Origin of the sequence: Vibrio sp. V31_P5A7T61 (assembly GCF_009904895.1) — a bacterium.
Classification (GTDB): domain Bacteria; phylum Pseudomonadota; class Gammaproteobacteria; order Enterobacterales; family Vibrionaceae; genus Vibrio; species Vibrio metschnikovii.
In genome coordinates, this window is record NZ_WXWI01000022.1 from 54,098 (window position 1) to 72,922 (window position 18,825).

Here is an 18,825-nt window from a genome sequence, read left to right on the forward strand (position 1 = left end):
ATTTTTTGCTGATCAAACACGGTGAATTCCAGCGAATCGCCTAGACTTACTAAAGGCGATGACTATTCCACCGCAAGGGGGGCAAATGAACACGTACCATGAAGGAGAAAAACCCAGCTTCTTTGCTAAAGTGGGCACACTAAACCATCAGTTAACCGATATCCATCAACGGATGCTAACGGTAGAGCCGAATATCGCCCGTATCTCCTTCGCTCTATTCGATGAAGAGAGCAACGAGTTAAAAACTTATGCTCATAGTGATAATCAAGGTTTTGAACTGCTTCATTACTCGGTGCCCCTCGATAATCTACCGATTTTAAAAGCGTGTGCACAATCTGGTGAAGTTCGCTATATCAATGATATTTCAATTGAAGTTAATCATACCACTCCGCATAGCCAATGGTTATTTGAACAAGGTTTTCAATCCTCAATGACCTTACCGGTTTACCATGATCAAACGTTCATTGGTTTTATCTTTTTAAACTCAAAACAAAAAAACACCTTTACGCCTGAAAAATACGCACAACTCAAATCGTATATTGATATCGTACGTTTTGTCGTCAGTTCAGAATACGATTTAGTCCAATCGCTGCTCAATGCAACCAAAGCCATTAACGCTAAATCACCTGAACACTGGTTAGATTCAAAAGAACATAAAGAACGAATTAGTCGTTATGCGCGTGTCATAGCTCTAGAAGTAGCATCGGTCTACCAATTGGATGATGAAGTAATAGAGAATATTAGCCAGTTTTCTAAATGCCATGATATTGGCAAACTGGCCATTCCGGCAGAATTACTGAATAAACCTTGCTCACTCGGTCAAGATGAAAGGCAGCAGCTCAATCAACACATCGAAAAAGGCATTGAGATCATCAACGATATTATTGATGACATTGGCTCACCAGAACATCCAAGTATCGCCGTACTCAAAGAGATTGTTGCCTACCACCATGAGTTTCTTGATGGTAGTGGCTATCCTTATGGCTTAACCCAAGAAGCCATTCCTATCTCAGCTCGCATTATTGCTGTCGCAAATATTTTCGATGCACTAACGAGCCATCGCCCCTACAAACAAGCTTGGTCTGTTCCATTTGCCTTGTTGGAACTAGAAAAAATGGTCGTATCCGGTAAGCTAGATAAACACTGCGTTAACGCGCTGCGTTATCATCAGGATTATTTAAAGCGGGTTAGCGAGACTTATCCAGAACTCGATCCGAAAGATAGAGAACCCCCAGCGTCTTAATTTGAGTAATTTTTGTGAGGTATCACTCTGTTGTCATTAACAAATGTGAGTTAATTAACCTTCACCACTCCAATAGCCATGCTACTATTTACAAAATTTTAACAAAAATAAAATAGCCATTGCTCATACATGGAGTTAGAGAATGAATCCGTTAACAAATCTAAGTCAAACTAAGTGCGCTCTCCCACCCCCTAATGAAATGATCTTAACTTGGGCGCAAACTCGCCCCAACGACGTTTACTTGAAACAAATTATTAATCGACAATTTGTTGAGTACACCTTCGCTCAAGTCGCTGATCAAGCACTACGTCTCGTTTCAGCACTACGCGCCTTAGGGGCTGAACCTGGTGATAAAGTGGCGCTTATATCAAAAAACTGCGCCGAGTGGTTCATATGTGATTTAGCAATCATGCTCGGTGACTATGTCAGTGTGCCCATTTTCCCTACTGCCGGCGCTGACACCATTGAATATTGTGCGAGTCATAGTGAAAGTAAAATAATCATTGTCGGTAAATTAGACGACAGTAAAGCCACCGCCCAAGTTTTAGCTAAAATGCCAGAGCTGATTAGTATCGCTCTACCTTACGCTTCAGCACCAGCGTGCCACCATCAATATCTAGACTTAATTGCTCAGTATCCCCCCAGTGAAGAACGGCCTGAACATTATGATGACAAACTGATGTCGATTGTTTATACCTCAGGAACCTCAGGCGTACCAAAAGGTGCCATGCTAACCTACGGTGCTTTTGCTTGGGCAGTACAACAATTGATTGCTCAAATCGGTATTCAAAAAGATGATCGCCTGTTTTCTTATTTGCCTCTCGCACACATCACCGAACGTGTTTATATTCTTGGCACGTCAATTCAAGGTGGTGTTTTAACCGCTTTTCCTGAATCGTTGGATACTTTTATTGAAGATGTCAAAATGCATCGCCCAACGTTATTTATCTCAGTACCAAGGCTATGGACTCTTTTCCAACAGCGTATCCAAGATAAACTTCCGCAGAAAAAACTGAATATTCTGCTCAAAATCCCTTTTATAAATAGCTTAATTAAACGCAAATTGGCGGATGGTTTAGGGCTAGATCAAGCACGAGTCCTTGGTTGTGGCTCTGCCCCAGTCTCTCCTGCATTATTAGAGTGGTACCACAGCCTTGGCTTAAATATTACCGAAGCATGGGGAATGACCGAATCATTTGCCTACAGTACGATTAATTATCCTTTCCGGGCCGATAAAATAGGAACAGTTGGCCATGCAGGGCCTGGAATTCGCTTAAAAATTACCGATGACGGTGAGATACTCGTTCATAGTAAAGGTGTATTTTCTGGGTACTATAAAAATGACATTGCCTCCAAAGACGCTTTTGATGCTCAAGGTTGGTTACACACTGGAGATTTAGGTTCAATAGACTCTGATGGTTATCTTACGATCCAAGGAAGAATCAAAGATACGTTTAAAACAGCCAAAGGTAAGTTTGTTTCCCCCGTCCCCATTGAGAAGAAATTATACGAATACAGTCGAGTAGAGATGCTGTGTATAATTGGCTTAGGGCTGCCAGCGCCGATACTTTTGGTTGTGCCGCATAATTTCTCTGATTTTGATCGAGAGCGTTATGAGCGTACAACGAAGCGGGTGATCGAAAAAATGAATACTAAACTTGAATCTCATGAACAGATAAAAGGCGTATTGATGATCAAAGATCCGTGGAGTATCGATAATGGTATTCTTACGCCAACACTAAAGATAAAACGTCATGTCTTAGAGCAAAAATATCATGACGTAGGCCAGAATTGGCCTAAAGACAAACTCGTCGTTTGGGAAGAATAATCACGATATTCTCCCTTTTAGGCCAGAGAAAAACGAGAATAAGAGATTCCAATCCCTCATCTTATCTCTGAAGACTTTGCCCCCAGCACCATTAGTTATGGTTGGGGGTATTTTAGTTCTTCACTTATTTCTTACCCTTTATAATATAAAAACCATAAACAAAATGCCCCGAACAGCATTCACTGTTCGGGGCGTTTTTAGCGCTTAAAGTGAAGAATTATTTCTTCTCTTTTTTCGCTTTAGCTTCAGCAATAACGGTTTCTGCTACGTTAGCTGGACATGGTGCATAGTGTGAGAACTCCATAGAGAACTGACCACGACCAGATGTCATTGTACGTAGAGAACCGATATAACCAAACATTTCAGATAGTGGGATATCCGCTTTAACACGAACACCAGTCACACCAGCTTCTTGGTCTTTGATCATACCACGACGACGGTTCAAGTCACCAATAACGTCACCAACGTGATCGTCTGGAGTGAACACGTCAACTTTCATGATTGGCTCAAGAAGTTGTGGGCCAGCTTTAGGCATTGATTGACGGAATGCACCTTTCGCTGCGATTTCAAATGCAATTGCAGATGAGTCAACGGCGTGGAAACCACCATCAAACAGTTCAACTTCAACGTCTAAGGTTGGGAAGCCAGCAAGAACACCTTCTTGCATCATACCTGCAAAACCTTTCTCAATCGCTGGCCAGAATTCCTTAGGAACGTTACCACCAACAACAGTTGAAGTGAATTTGAAGCCTGAGTTTGGCTCGCCTGGTTTGATACGGTAATCGATCTTACCAAACTGACCAGAACCACCAGACTGTTTCTTATGCGTGTAGCTATCTTCAACAGCTTTCGTGATTGTTTCACGGTAAGCAACTTGAGGAGCACCAACAATAAGATCGATACCGTGCGTACGCTTAAGGATATCTACTTTGATATCTAGGTGAAGTTCACCCATCCCTTTCAGGATAGTTTCGCCAGTCTCTTCGTCTGACTCAACTTGGAATGATGGATCTTCAGAAACCATTTTACCAAGTGCAACACCTAACTTCTCAGAACCACCTTTATCTTTAGGCGCAACCGCGATAGAGATAACTGGGATTGGGAAGATCATTGGCTCAAGAGTACATTCGTGTTTAGGATCACACAGAGTATGACCAGTTTTCACGTTCTTCATACCAACGATAGCAATGATGTCACCCGCTTGCGCAGAGTCGATTTCATTACGGTCATCAGCGTGCATTTCTACCATGCGGCCAATACGTTCAGTTTTACCTGTCGCACTGTTCAAAATGGTATCGCCTTTCTTCAGTTTACCTGAGTAAACACGAACGAAGGTTAATGCACCAAAACGGTCATCCATGATCTTAAACGCAAGAGCACGGAATGGTTCATCAACAGAAACTTTAGCGACTTCGCCAGTGGCTTCACCAGTATCTGGATCAGTTAGCTCTTGTTCATGAACTTCTGTTGGGTTTGGTAGGTAATCTACAACCGCATCAAGGATAAGTTGCATACCTTTGTTTTTGTATGCAGAACCACAGTAAGTTGGGAAGAAAGCAAGTTCACGAGTACCTTTACGGATACAACGTTTGATGTCTTCTAGAGAAGGCTCTTCACCTTCCATGTAAGCCATCATTAGCTCGTCGTCTTGTTCAACAGCCGCTTCAATCAACATTTCACGGTATTCTTCCGCTTGGTCAACTAAATCAGCTGGGATATCCGTTACTTCGTAGTTCTCTGGAAGACCTGAGTCATCCCAGATGTACGCTTTTTGGCTCAGTACATCAACAACACCTGTGAACTCATCTTCACGACCGATTGGTAGTGTCATGACTAGTGGTGTAGCGCCAAGTACATTTTTGATTTGGCCAACAACGCGGAAGAAGTCTGCGCCCATGCGGTCAAGCTTGTTGACGAAAATCAGACGAGATACTTCTGAATCGTTCGCGTAACGCCAGTTGGTTTCTGATTGAGGTTCAACACCGCCTGAACCACAGAATACACCGATACCGCCGTCAAGAACTTTTAGAGAACGGTATACTTCAACTGTAAAGTCAACGTGCCCAGGAGTATCGATGATGTTAAAACGGTGATCTTTCCAGAAACAGGTAGTCGCAGCAGACTGGATTGTGATACCACGTTCAGCTTCTTGATCCATGAAGTCCATGGTTGTAGTACCATCGTGGCTGTCGCCCATTTTATGGATTTTACCAGTCAGCTTAAGGATACGCTCCGTGGTAGTGGTTTTACCCGCATCAACGTGCGCGAAAATACCAATATTTCTGTATTTTGATAAATCTGCCATTGTCTTACTCTGTTAATAAGGTATAAAGTGCGCGCAGAGTATAGCATAATCTGTCAAGACTGATACCCCTGCGATCGCTTGCTGAAAAAAAATAGTCAAGGACTACCTGTTGCTGATGAAATATAGGTGATGCACACACAAGACGCGAGCAAATATCGACAAAACTCTCCGTTTCATCACACCTAATCTTTCGAAAAACACATACGCATTGTTTATTTTGCTATCACAGCTCATCAAAAGCGGCAATCGCTTCGGAAAGTTTTCGCACGCCATGAATTTGCATACCAGAAATCCCGCCCTTGGGCATATTGGCCATTGGAACAATTGCGCGGCTAAATCCATGTTTGAGCGCCTCGTTAAGACGCTCTTGCCCACTCGGCACCGGACGAATTTCCCCAGCTAATCCCACTTCGCCAAAAACCACCACATCTTTAGGTAACGGCTTATCACGAAAGCTAGACAGTAGGGCCATTAACAGGGCGAGGTCTGCACTGGTTTCGGTAACTTTTACGCCGCCAACGACATTGACAAAGACATCTTGGTCGGCCATTTGCAAACCACCATGCTTATGCAATACAGCCAGTAACAAAGAGAGCCTATTTTGCTCTAAGCCAACCGCAACACGACGTGGATTGGCCAATTGAGAGTAATCGACCAATGCTTGAATTTCGACTAAAAGCGGACGGGTACCTTCCCAAACCACCATAACCGAACTGCCTGAGGTCGCTTCTTCACCACGCGACAGAAATATCGCCGAAGGGTTACTGACCTCTTTTAGTCCCTGTCCAGTCATTGCAAACACACCCAGTTCGTTCACCGCACCAAAACGGTTTTTATGACTACGAAGGGTACGAAAACGACTATCAGCGCCCCCATCAAGCAACACCGAACAGTCAATAATATGCTCAAGCACTTTAGGACCAGCAAGAGTACCGTCTTTGGTCACATGACCAACGATAAACACCGCAACATTATTTTGTTTGGCATAGCGAGTTAAGGCCGTCGCCGATTCGCGAACCTGAGCGACACTGCCCGGAGAGGATTGCACATCGGCGACGTGCATAACTTGAATCGAGTCGATAACCATTATTCTCGGTTGCTCTTGTTCGGCAATTTGGCAAATACGATCGACGTTGGTTTCGGAAAGCATTTTCAGGTGTTCTTTGGGTAACCCTAAACGAGCGGCACGCATCGCAACTTGCTGTAATGACTCTTCTCCAGTGACGTATAAAGTTGGCATCTGCGCAGAAAGCAAACACATGGTCTGTAAAAGTAACGTCGATTTACCAGCCCCAGGACTGCCGCCAATCAGAATCGCAGCCCCTGGTACCACACCTCCGCCTAGCACTCGATCAAACTCTTTAAAGCCACTGCTAAAACGAGGCACTTCTTGTAAGTTGATTTCGGCTAACGTTTGTACACTCGTTTGCGTAGCATTTCCCGCATAACCGGATAATCGTTCATGGCGAGCAACTTGAGGGGAAGCGGCTAAACGAACTTCAGAAATGGTGTTCCAAGCCCCACATGCATTACATTGACCTTGCCAGCGCGGAAAATCTGCCCCACACTCATTACATACATAGGCTCGTTTTGCTTTAACCATGAATCCTCAATACTTAATTAAAAATGGTAACTTAGCCGCTTGCGCTATCTTAACGAAACGGACAACTGTGCCTACATTTTACTTCGGTTATCGTTAAAGATTAACTGCATGATGCCGATATCATTCAAGAACCTAACTTTAACAGAAAAGTATGCAGCAATCTGACATTCTCTCTTTCACTGAAAAACTCATTCCGGTCTATCGCTCTCCGGACTTTGAGTTCATCCTCTCTCAGATCACGGATGGGCAGCCTGCCTCTGCTAAACTATTGATAAAAATGGAACTCAATCGACTGATGGCGCCGTGTAAAAAAACCATTGATTTACGCAGCCGAGTTGATACTGAGTGTCGAGAATATGAAATCGACGGTTTTAAACACTGGTTAGATGATATTGCATTAAATGATTACCAAAAAGGGGTAAAAAAGTTTTCTGGTTATACTGAAGGGGTTTGGGAAACGGTTTGCAAAGCGCGAATCAGCCAACGGGATAACACCAAAACCGATCAAGCCACTAATAAAGCATCCAAAAGCTTCCAAGCTGAGATCATTAAACTGGGCTATGATTTAAAACGCAAAGAAAATCGCCTCAGCCTAAATAGCCAAGTCTTGATCACTCTTAATAATCAAGCCATTCATGCAGTAACACTGGATCTCTCGCCTTCAGGCGCAAAATTTAAAGTACCCGCGGCATTTAACTATAAATCCGGACAAACGTTTAAAGCACAATTCACTGAACTGGAAAAATCGCTCGATATTCCTGGCTTAAATCAACCGATTGAATACCGCATACTGGCTATTGATGATTCCTATGAAAACAATGCGGTGAAATACTTGCGGGCATTACGTATTACTGAGACGACATTAATCGATAACGTGATTGCCGAGTCACTAGCTAGTAATATTAAGAAAAACCGTCACGATAACCAAGATAAAATCATTCGCGCTCGCACCCGTGGCTATGAGCACGTCTATCTCAAACACACAGGCCATTTACCGCTGTTTTTTAGTGGCAACCAACTGAAATTGGTACTGCTGACGGAAAACAATCGGTCTATTTGGCAATACTGGCATGATGAACGAAATCAGCAGAGTTTGGGCAGCTTATTTAATGCTGAACGGATGGGGCTGCTCACACAACCGGGCGTGAAAAATTGCAGTAACGTACTGTACTCGTTTAAACATGAGTATCAGGATAAAACGTTGTTTTTCTCGATGTTCATGCCCGAAGCCTCAGCAGAGCAACGAAAACTGTTCTGGCATATTGGCGCAAAAAAAGACAGTTGGAAAGCGTTCCGTTTATCGGTTTTTGAATTGTCAGCCGAAGAGCGAGCCGAGCTAGCCAACCATTCCGAAGAATTATTAGAGCACTCCAGTCAGCTAACGCATTGTGGGATTTTACAAGAAATTGCCGATATCAGTTCAGCACAAGATTATCTACTGGTAGCAAAACCCCCTCTACCTGGCAGTGAGTTGAATCCTTTTCGTCATAGCCGCCAAGTGATCGGTCAACCGTTAGGAGTGTATTTTGATGCTTGCTCTCGACGTAAAGAACTTCGCTACCGCTTTCGAACACCCTTACAGCTAAAAGATCAACAGCAAGTATTAGGGGAAGGATTGAGTGTTGATCTCTCTAAGCATGGATTAAATCTGATTCTTAATGCTCCAGTGGCACTCAAAGCTGGTGATAAACTGCAGGTGAATTTTACTGAACTACAACGCTACGACGAAAAGTTACCCTTGGATGCCCTACCTTATCAAGTGGTTCGGATTAGTCCTGAAGGGCGACGTTTACAATTAAAGATTGAAGAGACATCCGCAACCATCAAAAGCATTGCGTTTTTTAATTCTCTTATCGAGCATAATCAAGACAAATTGTTACCGCAAAAAGAGCAGTTACCGAGCCCTTCTCTCTTAGAGGGCTTGCATGATCTGTTGTTAGACAAAATGGTTTGTTCACCGATTTTCGTTGATAAACCTGGCGCGAATTTGCGACCACGAGTGATTGGCGTTAATTTTCCACTACCCGCTCACCTCATGTTATTGGCTAAACTCGGACAAGATGGTTGTTTTTCCCTTGAACCTATCTTTAAAAACCACACCAATACTCTACTCGCTTCGCCGATGAGACGGATTGACGGTGCCGAACCTCAGCATCATGAAATCTATATTGCAGTGGTCAAGTTTGCTGACCGTATTCAGTCGGTAGAATCTTGTTTGAAAAGTGAATTTAGTAGTATCAAAGAACGCATTCAATTTATTCGTAGAGCAAGAGAAACGGGCGAGTTTTATGCATTGCGTATTTCTGGCTCGCCGGTATTTGAACCGATGACCACCTTACTGCGCGAAGATCTCAATCAATTACTATTAGTTAGCTTAAACGATGCCAAAGCCTTAGAAAAAGAACTCAGTGCGATTGTCGGTTATTGCGAATTAACCGATATCACGCAAGAGGTGATCACTCGACTGGAACTCACGGACTAAGTCAGAACGCCAGCTCTCTCAGCAAAGCATGAGTGGGAATCCATCACTCATAGTAAAAATAGATTCCCACTCTGCACTTAAGGCTGACTTTTCCAACTGATCTTTTGCTGTCTAATCAGACCCGCCGAAAGAATACACAATACACCACCTAAGCTTGCAAAACGTACCGCCGTTTGTGCTTTCGCCTCTACTTTTGGTTTCGCATGATAGGCAATCCCGAGTCCAGCCACCTCCATCATCACTAGGTCATTCGCCCCATCTCCTACTGCAACGGTATTATGCAATTCAATATCAAACTGCTGAGCAAGTTTTAACACAATCTCTGCTTTAGTTTGCGCTCCTACAATCTCGCCCTTAACTTCGCCACTCAGTTGATTATTGATGATTTCTAATTGATTGGACTGCGCATAATCTAACGATAACAACTGTTGCAGGTGATCCGAAAAATAGGTAAAGCCACCGGAGGCTATCGCGGTTTTCCAGCCCATCGCTTGTAGGGTGGTGAGTAACTCCGGCAATTCAGGCATCAAGGGTAAATCGTTGCGTACCTTTTCAAGGATTGCCGCATCTGCGCCTTTGAGCTTCGCGACTCGCTGACGTAAACTCTGCTCGAAATCCAGCTCACCTTGCATGGCTCGCTCCGTTACCTGAGCGACCTCATCACCCACACCCGCTAATTTGGCAATTTCATCAATACACTCAATTTGAATCGCTGTGGAGTCCATATCCAAGACGATCAAGCCGGGTTTAGACAGATCAGGAACTTCGTCGATTCGAGCATAATCCAAGTGTAATTGTTGTAGAATAGGTTCTAGCGCAGCGTCGAGCTCTCCCGCCATTAAAGCGACATCATAATTGCCGACTTTCCATGTATCGACTATCACTAATCCTTGACCACTCCATTGCTCAATATCCATAAAATGAGCAGGAGTCAGTGGCTGAGCAAAAATAATCCAATTAGCGTGGGACTTATCAAGAGCGCTACTCTCTCGCGTTTCTGGGTAGCGATTCAGCAGCGTCGTATGTTTTCTAATTGAGAGGGGTTTTACAGCATCCATGTTTCGCTTCCTTAACTATGATTCCCTGACGTTACCCTATTGCAATTTAAAAACGCAAGTCTCAATATGAGCGAAATGTCATTTTTTAGGTTTACTGTCTATGGATAGCTCACTGTTTTCATTTCGTGTCGTCGTGCGCAGCTTAACCGTTGTGCTATTGATGGGCATGTCGGTGTTCACGATTCAAAATAGCGTTGTGATCAGTAAAGGCAATGAGCGCATTCAAGCCAATCAATTAGAAACCTTAACGAAAGTGTTAATCAATCAAGCCTCCCTGTCGGCCAGCAGCATGCTCGCAGAACAAGATCAAGAGCGATTACTGGCACTCACCAATCAACTTGCTCAAGAACGTTTAGTGTTTGATGCGACAATCTATGATGCTGAAGGCGTTAAGCTAGCCGCAAGTGACGGAGCACTCAGTGTTCGAGAGATATTAGGGCTAGATACACCACTACAAACGGCCAGTATTGGCCGTCAACAACTGGTTGAGCCAGTCTTGTATGATGGCAGCGTTATTGGTTTTGTCCGCTTAACGTTTGAAACGGGCCGAGTAACGGCAATTTCTGATCATCACTATCGAAAAAGCGATCGATACATGTATTTAATGTTATTGATGAGCTTTACTGGTGGGGTTTTGATCACTCTCTTGTTGCGTCGTCAATTTAGACCGAAAGAGCAGAAAGTAGAAAATGTGCTGCTTAAGCACGTTTAGCGATTAAACGATCACAATCACCAAAGCGCTAAGAACCCGATGAGTAAAGATAGACTTAACTCATCGGGACAAATGACGCAGAATATAACGTTTAACTGTCTCTATCGAAGCGGTATAACGGGCGTCAAAATCAAGATTAATTAATACCCGGCTTGATCACCAATTAAAATGGAATCTAACGCAATTTCAATCATTTCATTAAAGGTATTTTGACGCTCTTCAGAGGTGGTTTGCTCACCGGTTTTAATATGATCAGAAACCGTGCAGATAGCCAGTGCTTTTGCGCCGTATTCAGCGGCAACGCCATAGATACCAGCCGCTTCCATCTCAACGCCAAGGATGCCATATTTATCCATCACATCGAACATGCTTGGATCTGGAGTGTAAAATAGTTCAGCCGAGAACAGGTTACCGACTTTCACATCAACACCACGAGCTTTCGCCGCTTCTTCTGCCGCTTTAACCATTTTATAATCAGCAATCGCAGCAAAATCATGATCTTTAAAGCGGATACGATTCACTTTTGAATCCGTGCAAGCGCCCATACCAATCACAACATCGCGTAATTTGATCTGTTCATTCACAGCGCCACAGCTACCGACACGAATGATCTTTTTCACACCGTAATCTTTGATGAGTTCAGTCACATAAATCGAGCATGAAGGAATGCCCATACCGTGGCCCATGACTGAAACTTTACGACCCTTATAGCTGCCTGTGTAGCCGAACATGTTACGCACATCACATACCTGTACGACATCATCTAAAAAAGTCTCTGCGATGTATTTAGCGCGTAGTGGATCACCTGGCATCAATACAACGTCAGCGAAATCACCCAGTTGAGCATTAATGTGTGGAGTTGCCATGTCTTTTCCTCTTCATCTTGGTGATTGTGTGGCTCAGTCAGTCGAGCAACACAATTGAACAATAGGCTTAGCCTTGCTAATAGCAAGACCAATCATAAAATACAGTCTTCTATTCCAGCACTGCAGGTGATGTTACAAAAATGATTTTCCGTAATCCATTGGTGAGGTCGCAAAATAACTCGCTAAACTCTGACCAATATCAGCAAAGGTTTCACGGCGGCCAAGGCTACCCGGCGCTACTTTTTGACCATAAACGATTACTGGAATGAATTCGCGTGTATGATCGGTGCCAGGCCAAGTAGGATCGCAGCCATGGTCAGCGGTTAAAATCAGTACATCTTGCTCTTGCATCTGCTCTAGAATTTCTGGCAGACGCTGATCAAAATACTCTAATGCTGCCGCGTAACCGGCGACATCTCGGCGGTGACCGTAAGCAGAGTCAAAATCAACAAAGTTAGTGAAGACTATCGTGTTATCACCCGCTTGTTCAATTTGATCTAATGTCGCATCAAACAAGGCAGGAATGCCGTTGGCTTTCACTTTTTTACTGATCCCACAGTTAGCATAAATATCAGCTATCTTGCCAATCGAAACCACTTCACCTTGTCGCTCTTCAAGCAGTTTTTGCAATACGGTAGTTGCAGGTGGCTCTAAAGATAAATCACGGCGGTTACCAGTACGAGCAAATTGTCCTTTACCAGGACCGGTAAATGGACGGGCGATCACTCGACCAATGTTATAATCTTCTAACTCTTCACGAGCAATCTGGCACAGTTCAAGCAGGCGGTCTAAGCCGAAAGTCTCTTCATGACAGGCAATCTGAAACACTGAATCCGCTGACGTGTAGAAAATTGGCTTACCTGTCGCCATATGCTCTTCACCCAAATCATCAAGCACTTGAGTACCAGAGGCATGACAATTGCCAAGGAAACCATCCAAACCGGCACGCTTTAAAATGCGGTCGGTTAGCTCAGTAGGAAAACTGTTTTCTTTGTCACTGAAATAGCCCCATTCAAATAGCACTGGTACACCAGCAATTTCCCAGTGTCCCGATGGGGTATCTTTACCAGAAGAAAGTTCAGCAGCGTGTCCGTAAGCGCCAATAATATCTGCATTTTGATCTAAGCCTGGCGCAAATTGTCCTGTGGCTTCTTTGTGCGCCATTGCTAAGCCTAACTTAGAAAGATTAGGCAAACGTAAAGGCCCTTGGCGATCCGCATTATCCGCTTTACCTTGTTGGCACTGCTCGGCAATGTGACCTAAGGTATCAGCGCCAACATCACCAAACTTTTCAGCGTCTGGAGCGGCGCCAATACCAAATGAATCTAATACTAAAATAAATGCTCTTTTCATTACTTTTCCTCACCGGAGTTACACATCTTCAGGTCGAATTTGACGATAGATTTCCGGAGTTTCTTGATAATTGCCGCCAATCTTAACGGCTTGTTGAAGTGCTTTCGCAGCAATCTCCCACTGTTCTTCATTGCGGGCATGAATCACCGCCAGTGGTTTATTGCTATCAGCTATTTCACCTAAACGAATGAATTGATCAAAGCCGACCGCATAGTCAATCGTATCGGTCGCCACTCGGCGTCCGCCGCCCATACTGACGACCGCCATACCAATCGCGCGCGTGTCCATGGCAGAAACTACGCCGGCTTGCTGCGCATAAACGGGTTTTACCACCTCGGCTTTTTCTAAATAACGGTCGTAGTGTTCAACAAAGTCATTAGGGCCACCCAGTCCTGCGACCATTTTACCAAACCGCTCTGCCGCTTGACCGTTATCGAGCACGGTTTGTAATTTAGTGCGCGCCTCTTGAGGATCTTTGGCTAATTTGGCTAACAATAACATCTCGATGCACGAGGCCATGGTCACTTCTAATAAACGCGGGTTGCGATATTCACCGGTTAAGAAACGAACCGCTTCACGAACCTCGAGAGCATTACCTGCAGATGAAGCCAATACTTGATTCATATCGGTTAAAATAGCCGTAGTATTGGTGCCAGCACCGTTCGCCACCGCAACAATCGATTTCGCTAACTCTTCAGACGCTTGATAGGTTGGCATAAACGCACCTGAACCGACTTTGACGTCCATCACTAAGGCATCTAGACCTGCTGCGAGCTTTTTCGATAAAATCGATGCAGTAATCAACGAGATATTGTCCACCGTGGCGGTGATATCACGGGTCGCATATACCCGTTTATCCGCTGGTGCTAAATTGCCGGTTTGACCAATGATCGCGACGCCAGCGTGTTTGGTCACCTCACCAAACAGCTCATTACTGGGCATAATGTTGTAGCCGGGGATCGCTTCTAGCTTATCTAGCGTACCGCCGGTGTGCCCCAAGCCTCGCCCAGAGATCATAGGAACGTAGCCACCACAAGCGGCCACCATAGGGCCGAGCATTAATGACGTCACATCGCCAACGCCACCGGTAGAGTGTTTATCCACGATCGGGCCATCAAAATTCATGTGCGCCCAGTCGATAACCATTCCCGAGTCACGCATCGCACAAGTCAGTGCTATACGCTCTGGCATGGTCATTTCTTGAAAATAAATGGCCATCGCAAAGGCAGCAATTTGCCCTTCTGAAACGCTATTATCAGCCACACCTTGGATGAAAAAATAAATTTCATCGCGCGTTAAAACTTCACCATCGCGTTTTCTACGAATAATTTCTTGTGGTAAGAATACATTAGATGTAGACATATAAGCCTCCTAGATGCTTTTGCTCATCTTTCAGGCCCTCTTTAAAATCGCATGTCTTAATGGTTAGCACCATTGTTAATTGGACTCACACTTCGCTGTATGAAGTCTTCTGCTTAGCACTTTGCAGATGCTGAAATTATCGAGGGAAAAACAAAGTAAGTAATGCTTAGCACTACTTACTTGCTCGTTAATGATTAATAAGCGCTAGGATCGGCTTGTTGATCGGTCACCTCTAACGTATTTAATAAGTTAGTTAACAGACTCGAAGCGCCGAAGCGATAATGACGGCTATCAGCCCAACCTTGGCCAAGAATATCATCCGCCATGGCTAAATATTGCGCAGCATCTTCTGCGGTACGTACGCCACCGGCAGGTTTAAAACCTACCTGTTTGGCAACGCCTAAATCACGGATCACTTCAAGCATCATGCGCGCATACTCAGGTGTCGCATTGACAGGCACTTTACCGGTTGAGGTTTTAATAAAATCCGCACCCGCTTCAATACTGATTTGTGAAGCTTTCTTGATTAAGGCTTCTTGTTTTAACTCACCCGTTTCGATAATGACTTTCAGTAAAATATCACCGCAAGCTTGTTTGCACTGCTTAACCAGTTCAAAACCGACTTGTTCATTGCCAGCAATCAAAGCTCGGTATGGGAATACGACGTCAACCTCATCAGCACCATAAGCAACCGCGGCTTTGGTTTCAGCCACCGCGATGTCAATATCATCATTACCGTGTGGGAAATTGGTGACCGTGGCAATACGGATCTCTGGAGTTCCTTGCTCACGAAGGGTCTTCTTAGCAATAGGAATAAAACGTGGGTAGATACAGATCGCCGCCGTATTACCTACTGGGCTTTTTGCATCATGACAGAGCTGGATCACTTTGGCGTCCGTATCGTCATCATTTAATGTGGTTAAATCCATCAATTTCAGTGCGCGTAGCGCTGCGGCTTTTAAATCGCTCATTTCTATCTCCGATCAATATATTCAATTCATTGACTAGTGAGTAAGACGTCACTCGACATAGTCACAAAATGAACGGACTTGGTTCCTTGAAGACTCGGTGTTTTGCACCAATTGCTATCCCTGTCACCGCACAATGCCAATAAGCTTCATGGCATAACCGTCTGTGATTGCGGTACACAATATTGCTCAAGCAACCACTTGTTGGAAGTTGATGGTTATGCCACAAGCTTCCATTACAATCGATCGCTCTGATGCTCTGCTTCACCCTTGTTCGATAATAAAAACCGTGAATCCATCACTCGTTTTATTGTCACAATATTGGGGGCATATAAAGGCGAATAAGCTGTGATCTACAGTATAACTCTTCGCAACAAAACCCTAGCACAACACTCAGAGCAAACGGTTTGTATCTCAAAATAATCGTTATCATCCATCATGGACAATTCATTTATTAAACTGTCTTAGCGAACCTTATCGTGTGAAAGACAAGGAACTGTGTTTTCTTGGTCAACAAAACAGAAAAACCCCGCAGCAATCTCTTGCTACGGGGTTGTGTTAAGTGGCGTCTATATCGTTTTCTTTACTAAATTAGAAAGAAAGGAATAGGCCAGCAATGGTTGCTGCCATCAAGTTAGATAGCGTACCAGCAACCACAGCTTTGATACCCATACGAGCGATATCACCACGGCGTGAAGGAGCCAAGCTACCTAAACCACCCAACAAAATCGCAATTGAAGATAAGTTAGCAAAACCACACAATGCAAAGGAGATGATCGCTTTGGTTTTCTCAGTCAGTACAACTGGTGCTGCATCACTTAGGTACGGTGCAAATTGAGAGTAAGCTACGAATTCGTTAGCAACGGTTTTTAGACCGATAAACTCACCAGCGATAGTCGCTTCCGCCCATGGCACACCCAATAGGAATGCAAGAGGAGCAAAAACAAGACCTAGAATCATCTCTAGTGTCAGCTCTGGCATACCGAACCAACCACCGATACCACCAAGCATACCGTTGATAAGAGCGATCAAACCGATGAAAGCAATTAACATCGCACCAACGTTTAGTGCTAGTTGCAGACCAGCTGAAGCACCGCCTGCCGCCGCATCAATCACGTTAGCTGGTTTATCAGCTTCCGCCGCTTCAATACCTTCGATTTGGTCAACCGGCTTATCGGTTTCAGGCATGATGATTTTAGCAAACAGTAGACCACCTGGTGCCGCCATGAATGATGCCGCAACTAAGTATTCAATTGGCACGCCCATTGATGCGTAACCCGCTAGAACACCACCAGCAATAGAAGCTAGACCACCACACATCACCGCAAACAGTTCAGATTGCGTCATCTTAGGTACAAACGGACGAACCACAAGTGGTGCTTCGGTTTGACCAACGAAAATGTTCGCAGCCGCTGACATTGATTCTGCGCGAGAAGTGCCTAATGCTTTCTGTAACGCACCACCTAAAATTCGGATAACCCATTGCATAACGCCGAGGTAATACAGAACTGAGATTAATGCAGAGAAGAAAATAAGTGTTGGTAGTACGCGAAAAGCAAAGATGAAGCCTCCGCCACCAAATACTTCAAACATTTTACCAGAAACTAGGCCACCAAACATAAACTCAGTACCGTTATTACCATAGTTGATAACATTCGACACTGCGTCAGAGAGACCACGAAGGAGTTCTTGACCCCATGGTACATACAAAATGAATGCGCCAAGGGAAAATTGGATAGCAAAAGCACCACCCACGGTTCTGATATTGATAGCTTTACGGTTTGATGAGAGTAATACTGCGATTCCCAGTAGTACAACCATTCCGATTAGGCTCATAAACAGGCTCATAGTTTATGGCTTCCTTATAAGTTAGAAGTTAATTAGGTGTTGGCGTGTGGCAAAATAGAGCTCAAAAGCGAAGCGATTATACTTATCTCAACCACAATAAAATAATGCCTTCCTCACACTTTCTTATAAGATTAATAATCCATTCACACACTTATGTGACACGAATCACTATTGATAAACTTATTTGTTACTCTCATCACGCTCATCGGCGGTAGAAAGACCAAACAACCTATGGCTGGTTTGCCAAATAATGGGCGCAATCTGCTCAGGCTCTGTTTGATGTAACCTAGCCAACTCCCGCAGCACCAAAGGCAGTCGTAAAGGACAATTAACTTGACCTTGATAGCCCAATAGCGGCATATCCGGTGCATCGGTTTCAAGCACTAAGTCTTCAATCGATACCGAAGCAATAGCTTGACGCGTTTTATTGGCTCTTGGATAAGTAATCACACCGCCTACGCCTAATTTAAACCCTAAATCAATAAACTGCTTCGCCTCTTGCCTACTGCCTGAAAACGCGTGTAAAACACCACCTTGGGTAAATTTCATCTGCTTTATCATCTGTATGAGCCGCTGATGGGTTTTACGACTATGAAGAATGACTGGCTTCTGAAAAGCTTGAGCGATGGAAAGCTGTCCAATCAGGAGTGCTTCTTGACGCTCTGCGGGTTGATCAATCAGCGCATCCAAACCACATTCGCCAATCGCCACACAGGCGTGCTGAGCAACCGAAAGCTTATGCTCTAATTGTTGTAATAATTGGGCAGGAGTTGATAAAGGAATAAAATGAGGGTGAATGCCAAGCGCATAGAAAAGACAATCTGAGTCGCGTGACACTAACTGCTCAATTCTCTCCCAGCTCTCCGGACTTGTCGATGGAATGAGAAAGCGCTCAACGCCTTGCGTTTTAGCTTGAGCTAAATCGCTGGCTAATGTCGATTCAAAAACAGGTAAGTCCAAGTGACAGTGGGTATCAAATAATTGCACAGTACTATACCTTAAGCGCGCGAATCGGGTGAACCATCACGCTCAGTATGACGCGCGGGATCCGCTCGATAAGCCACACAACTGCGCTTTTGTTCGGGCGTTAACCCCATCTGTTGACACCATGCATCGTAGCGAGCCAGTGTCTGTTTTAGCCATTGCCACATGGTTTTTCCCTCTCCAGCGTCTGTGGTTAATGCCATCTATTATTCC

14 protein-coding genes are annotated in these 18,825 nt (G+C 44.3%); 4 read left to right on the forward strand and 10 right to left on the reverse strand.

Translation table 11 applies throughout. The features are described from left to right. Positions 1-85 precede the first annotated feature (85 nt). A complete protein-coding gene (locus CAG58_RS04185) occupies positions 86-1,243 on the forward strand; it encodes an HD domain-containing phosphohydrolase (RefSeq protein ID WP_161429841.1) in 1,158 nt (385 codons plus the stop codon). Positions 1,244-1,385: 142 nt separating this feature from the next. Further along, positions 1,386-3,071, forward strand: a complete 1,686-nt coding sequence (locus tag CAG58_RS04190; RefSeq protein WP_161429842.1) for an AMP-binding protein — start codon at positions 1,386-1,388, stop codon at positions 3,069-3,071. A gap of 217 nt (positions 3,072-3,288) precedes the next feature. On the opposite strand, the gene fusA is transcribed toward CAG58_RS04190, so the two are convergent. Both fusA and radA read right to left on the reverse strand, forming a co-directional pair. Continuing rightward, positions 3,289-5,376, reverse strand: coding sequence for an elongation factor G (gene fusA / locus CAG58_RS04195; RefSeq protein ID WP_004395904.1), 2,088 nt, complete (start codon positions 5,374-5,376; stop codon positions 3,289-3,291). A gap of 223 nt (positions 5,377-5,599) precedes the next feature. Continuing rightward, on the reverse strand, positions 5,600-6,979 hold the full coding sequence (gene radA, locus CAG58_RS04200) for a DNA repair protein RadA (protein ID WP_004395905.1): 1,380 nt from the start codon (positions 6,977-6,979) through the stop codon (positions 5,600-5,602). Between the two features lie 151 nt (positions 6,980-7,130). Here radA and CAG58_RS04205 point away from each other — a divergent pair, with 151 nt between their 5' ends. Then, a complete protein-coding gene (locus tag CAG58_RS04205) occupies positions 7,131-9,461 on the forward strand; it encodes a PilZ domain-containing protein (RefSeq protein WP_161426378.1) in 2,331 nt (776 codons plus the stop codon). A 77-nt stretch (positions 9,462-9,538) separates the two neighbouring features. Here CAG58_RS04205 and serB read toward each other — a convergent pair whose 3' ends face one another. Further along, positions 9,539-10,519, reverse strand: a complete 981-nt coding sequence (gene serB, locus CAG58_RS04210) for a phosphoserine phosphatase (RefSeq protein WP_161426379.1) — start codon at positions 10,517-10,519, stop codon at positions 9,539-9,541. A gap of 100 nt (positions 10,520-10,619) precedes the next feature. On the opposite strand from serB, the gene CAG58_RS04215 reads away from it, so the two are divergent. Continuing rightward, the gene (locus tag CAG58_RS04215) at positions 10,620-11,231 is read left to right on the forward strand and encodes a YtjB family periplasmic protein (protein WP_004395907.1); all 612 of its coding nucleotides are present in this window, start codon (positions 10,620-10,622) and stop codon (positions 11,229-11,231) included. Between the two features lie 140 nt (positions 11,232-11,371). On the opposite strand, the gene deoD is transcribed toward CAG58_RS04215, so the two are convergent. The 7 genes from deoD to CAG58_RS16800 all read right to left on the reverse strand — a co-directional run bounded on the left by deoD (position 11,372) and on the right by CAG58_RS16800 (position 18,815). Further along, entirely contained in the window at positions 11,372-12,097 is a 726-nt protein-coding gene (gene deoD / locus CAG58_RS04220; RefSeq protein ID WP_161426380.1) for a purine-nucleoside phosphorylase, read from the reverse strand. 132 nt (positions 12,098-12,229) lie between these two features. Continuing rightward, positions 12,230-13,450: a phosphopentomutase gene (locus CAG58_RS04225; RefSeq protein ID WP_161426381.1), complete on the reverse strand. Its 1,221-nt coding sequence runs from the start codon at positions 13,448-13,450 to the stop codon at positions 12,230-12,232. 18 nt (positions 13,451-13,468) lie between these two features. Beyond that, entirely contained in the window at positions 13,469-14,812 is a 1,344-nt protein-coding gene (gene deoA / locus CAG58_RS04230; protein WP_154169057.1) for a thymidine phosphorylase, read from the reverse strand. 194 nt (positions 14,813-15,006) lie between these two features. Continuing rightward, positions 15,007-15,783, reverse strand: coding sequence for a deoxyribose-phosphate aldolase (gene deoC, locus CAG58_RS04235; protein ID WP_004395911.1), 777 nt, complete (start codon positions 15,781-15,783; stop codon positions 15,007-15,009). Between the two features lie 588 nt (positions 15,784-16,371). Beyond that, positions 16,372-17,628 (reverse strand): NupC/NupG family nucleoside CNT transporter, encoded by a 1,257-nt coding sequence (locus CAG58_RS04240; RefSeq protein ID WP_004395912.1) that lies wholly within the window; start codon positions 17,626-17,628, stop codon positions 16,372-16,374. A 180-nt stretch (positions 17,629-17,808) separates the two neighbouring features. Continuing rightward, complete coding sequence (locus tag CAG58_RS04245) at positions 17,809-18,615, reverse strand: TatD family hydrolase (RefSeq protein WP_161426382.1); 807 nt, start codon at positions 18,613-18,615, stop codon at positions 17,809-17,811. Between the two features lie 11 nt (positions 18,616-18,626). Continuing rightward, on the reverse strand, positions 18,627-18,815 hold the full coding sequence (locus CAG58_RS16800) for a hypothetical protein (RefSeq protein WP_158137875.1): 189 nt from the start codon (positions 18,813-18,815) through the stop codon (positions 18,627-18,629). Positions 18,816-18,825: the final 10 nt, after the last annotated feature.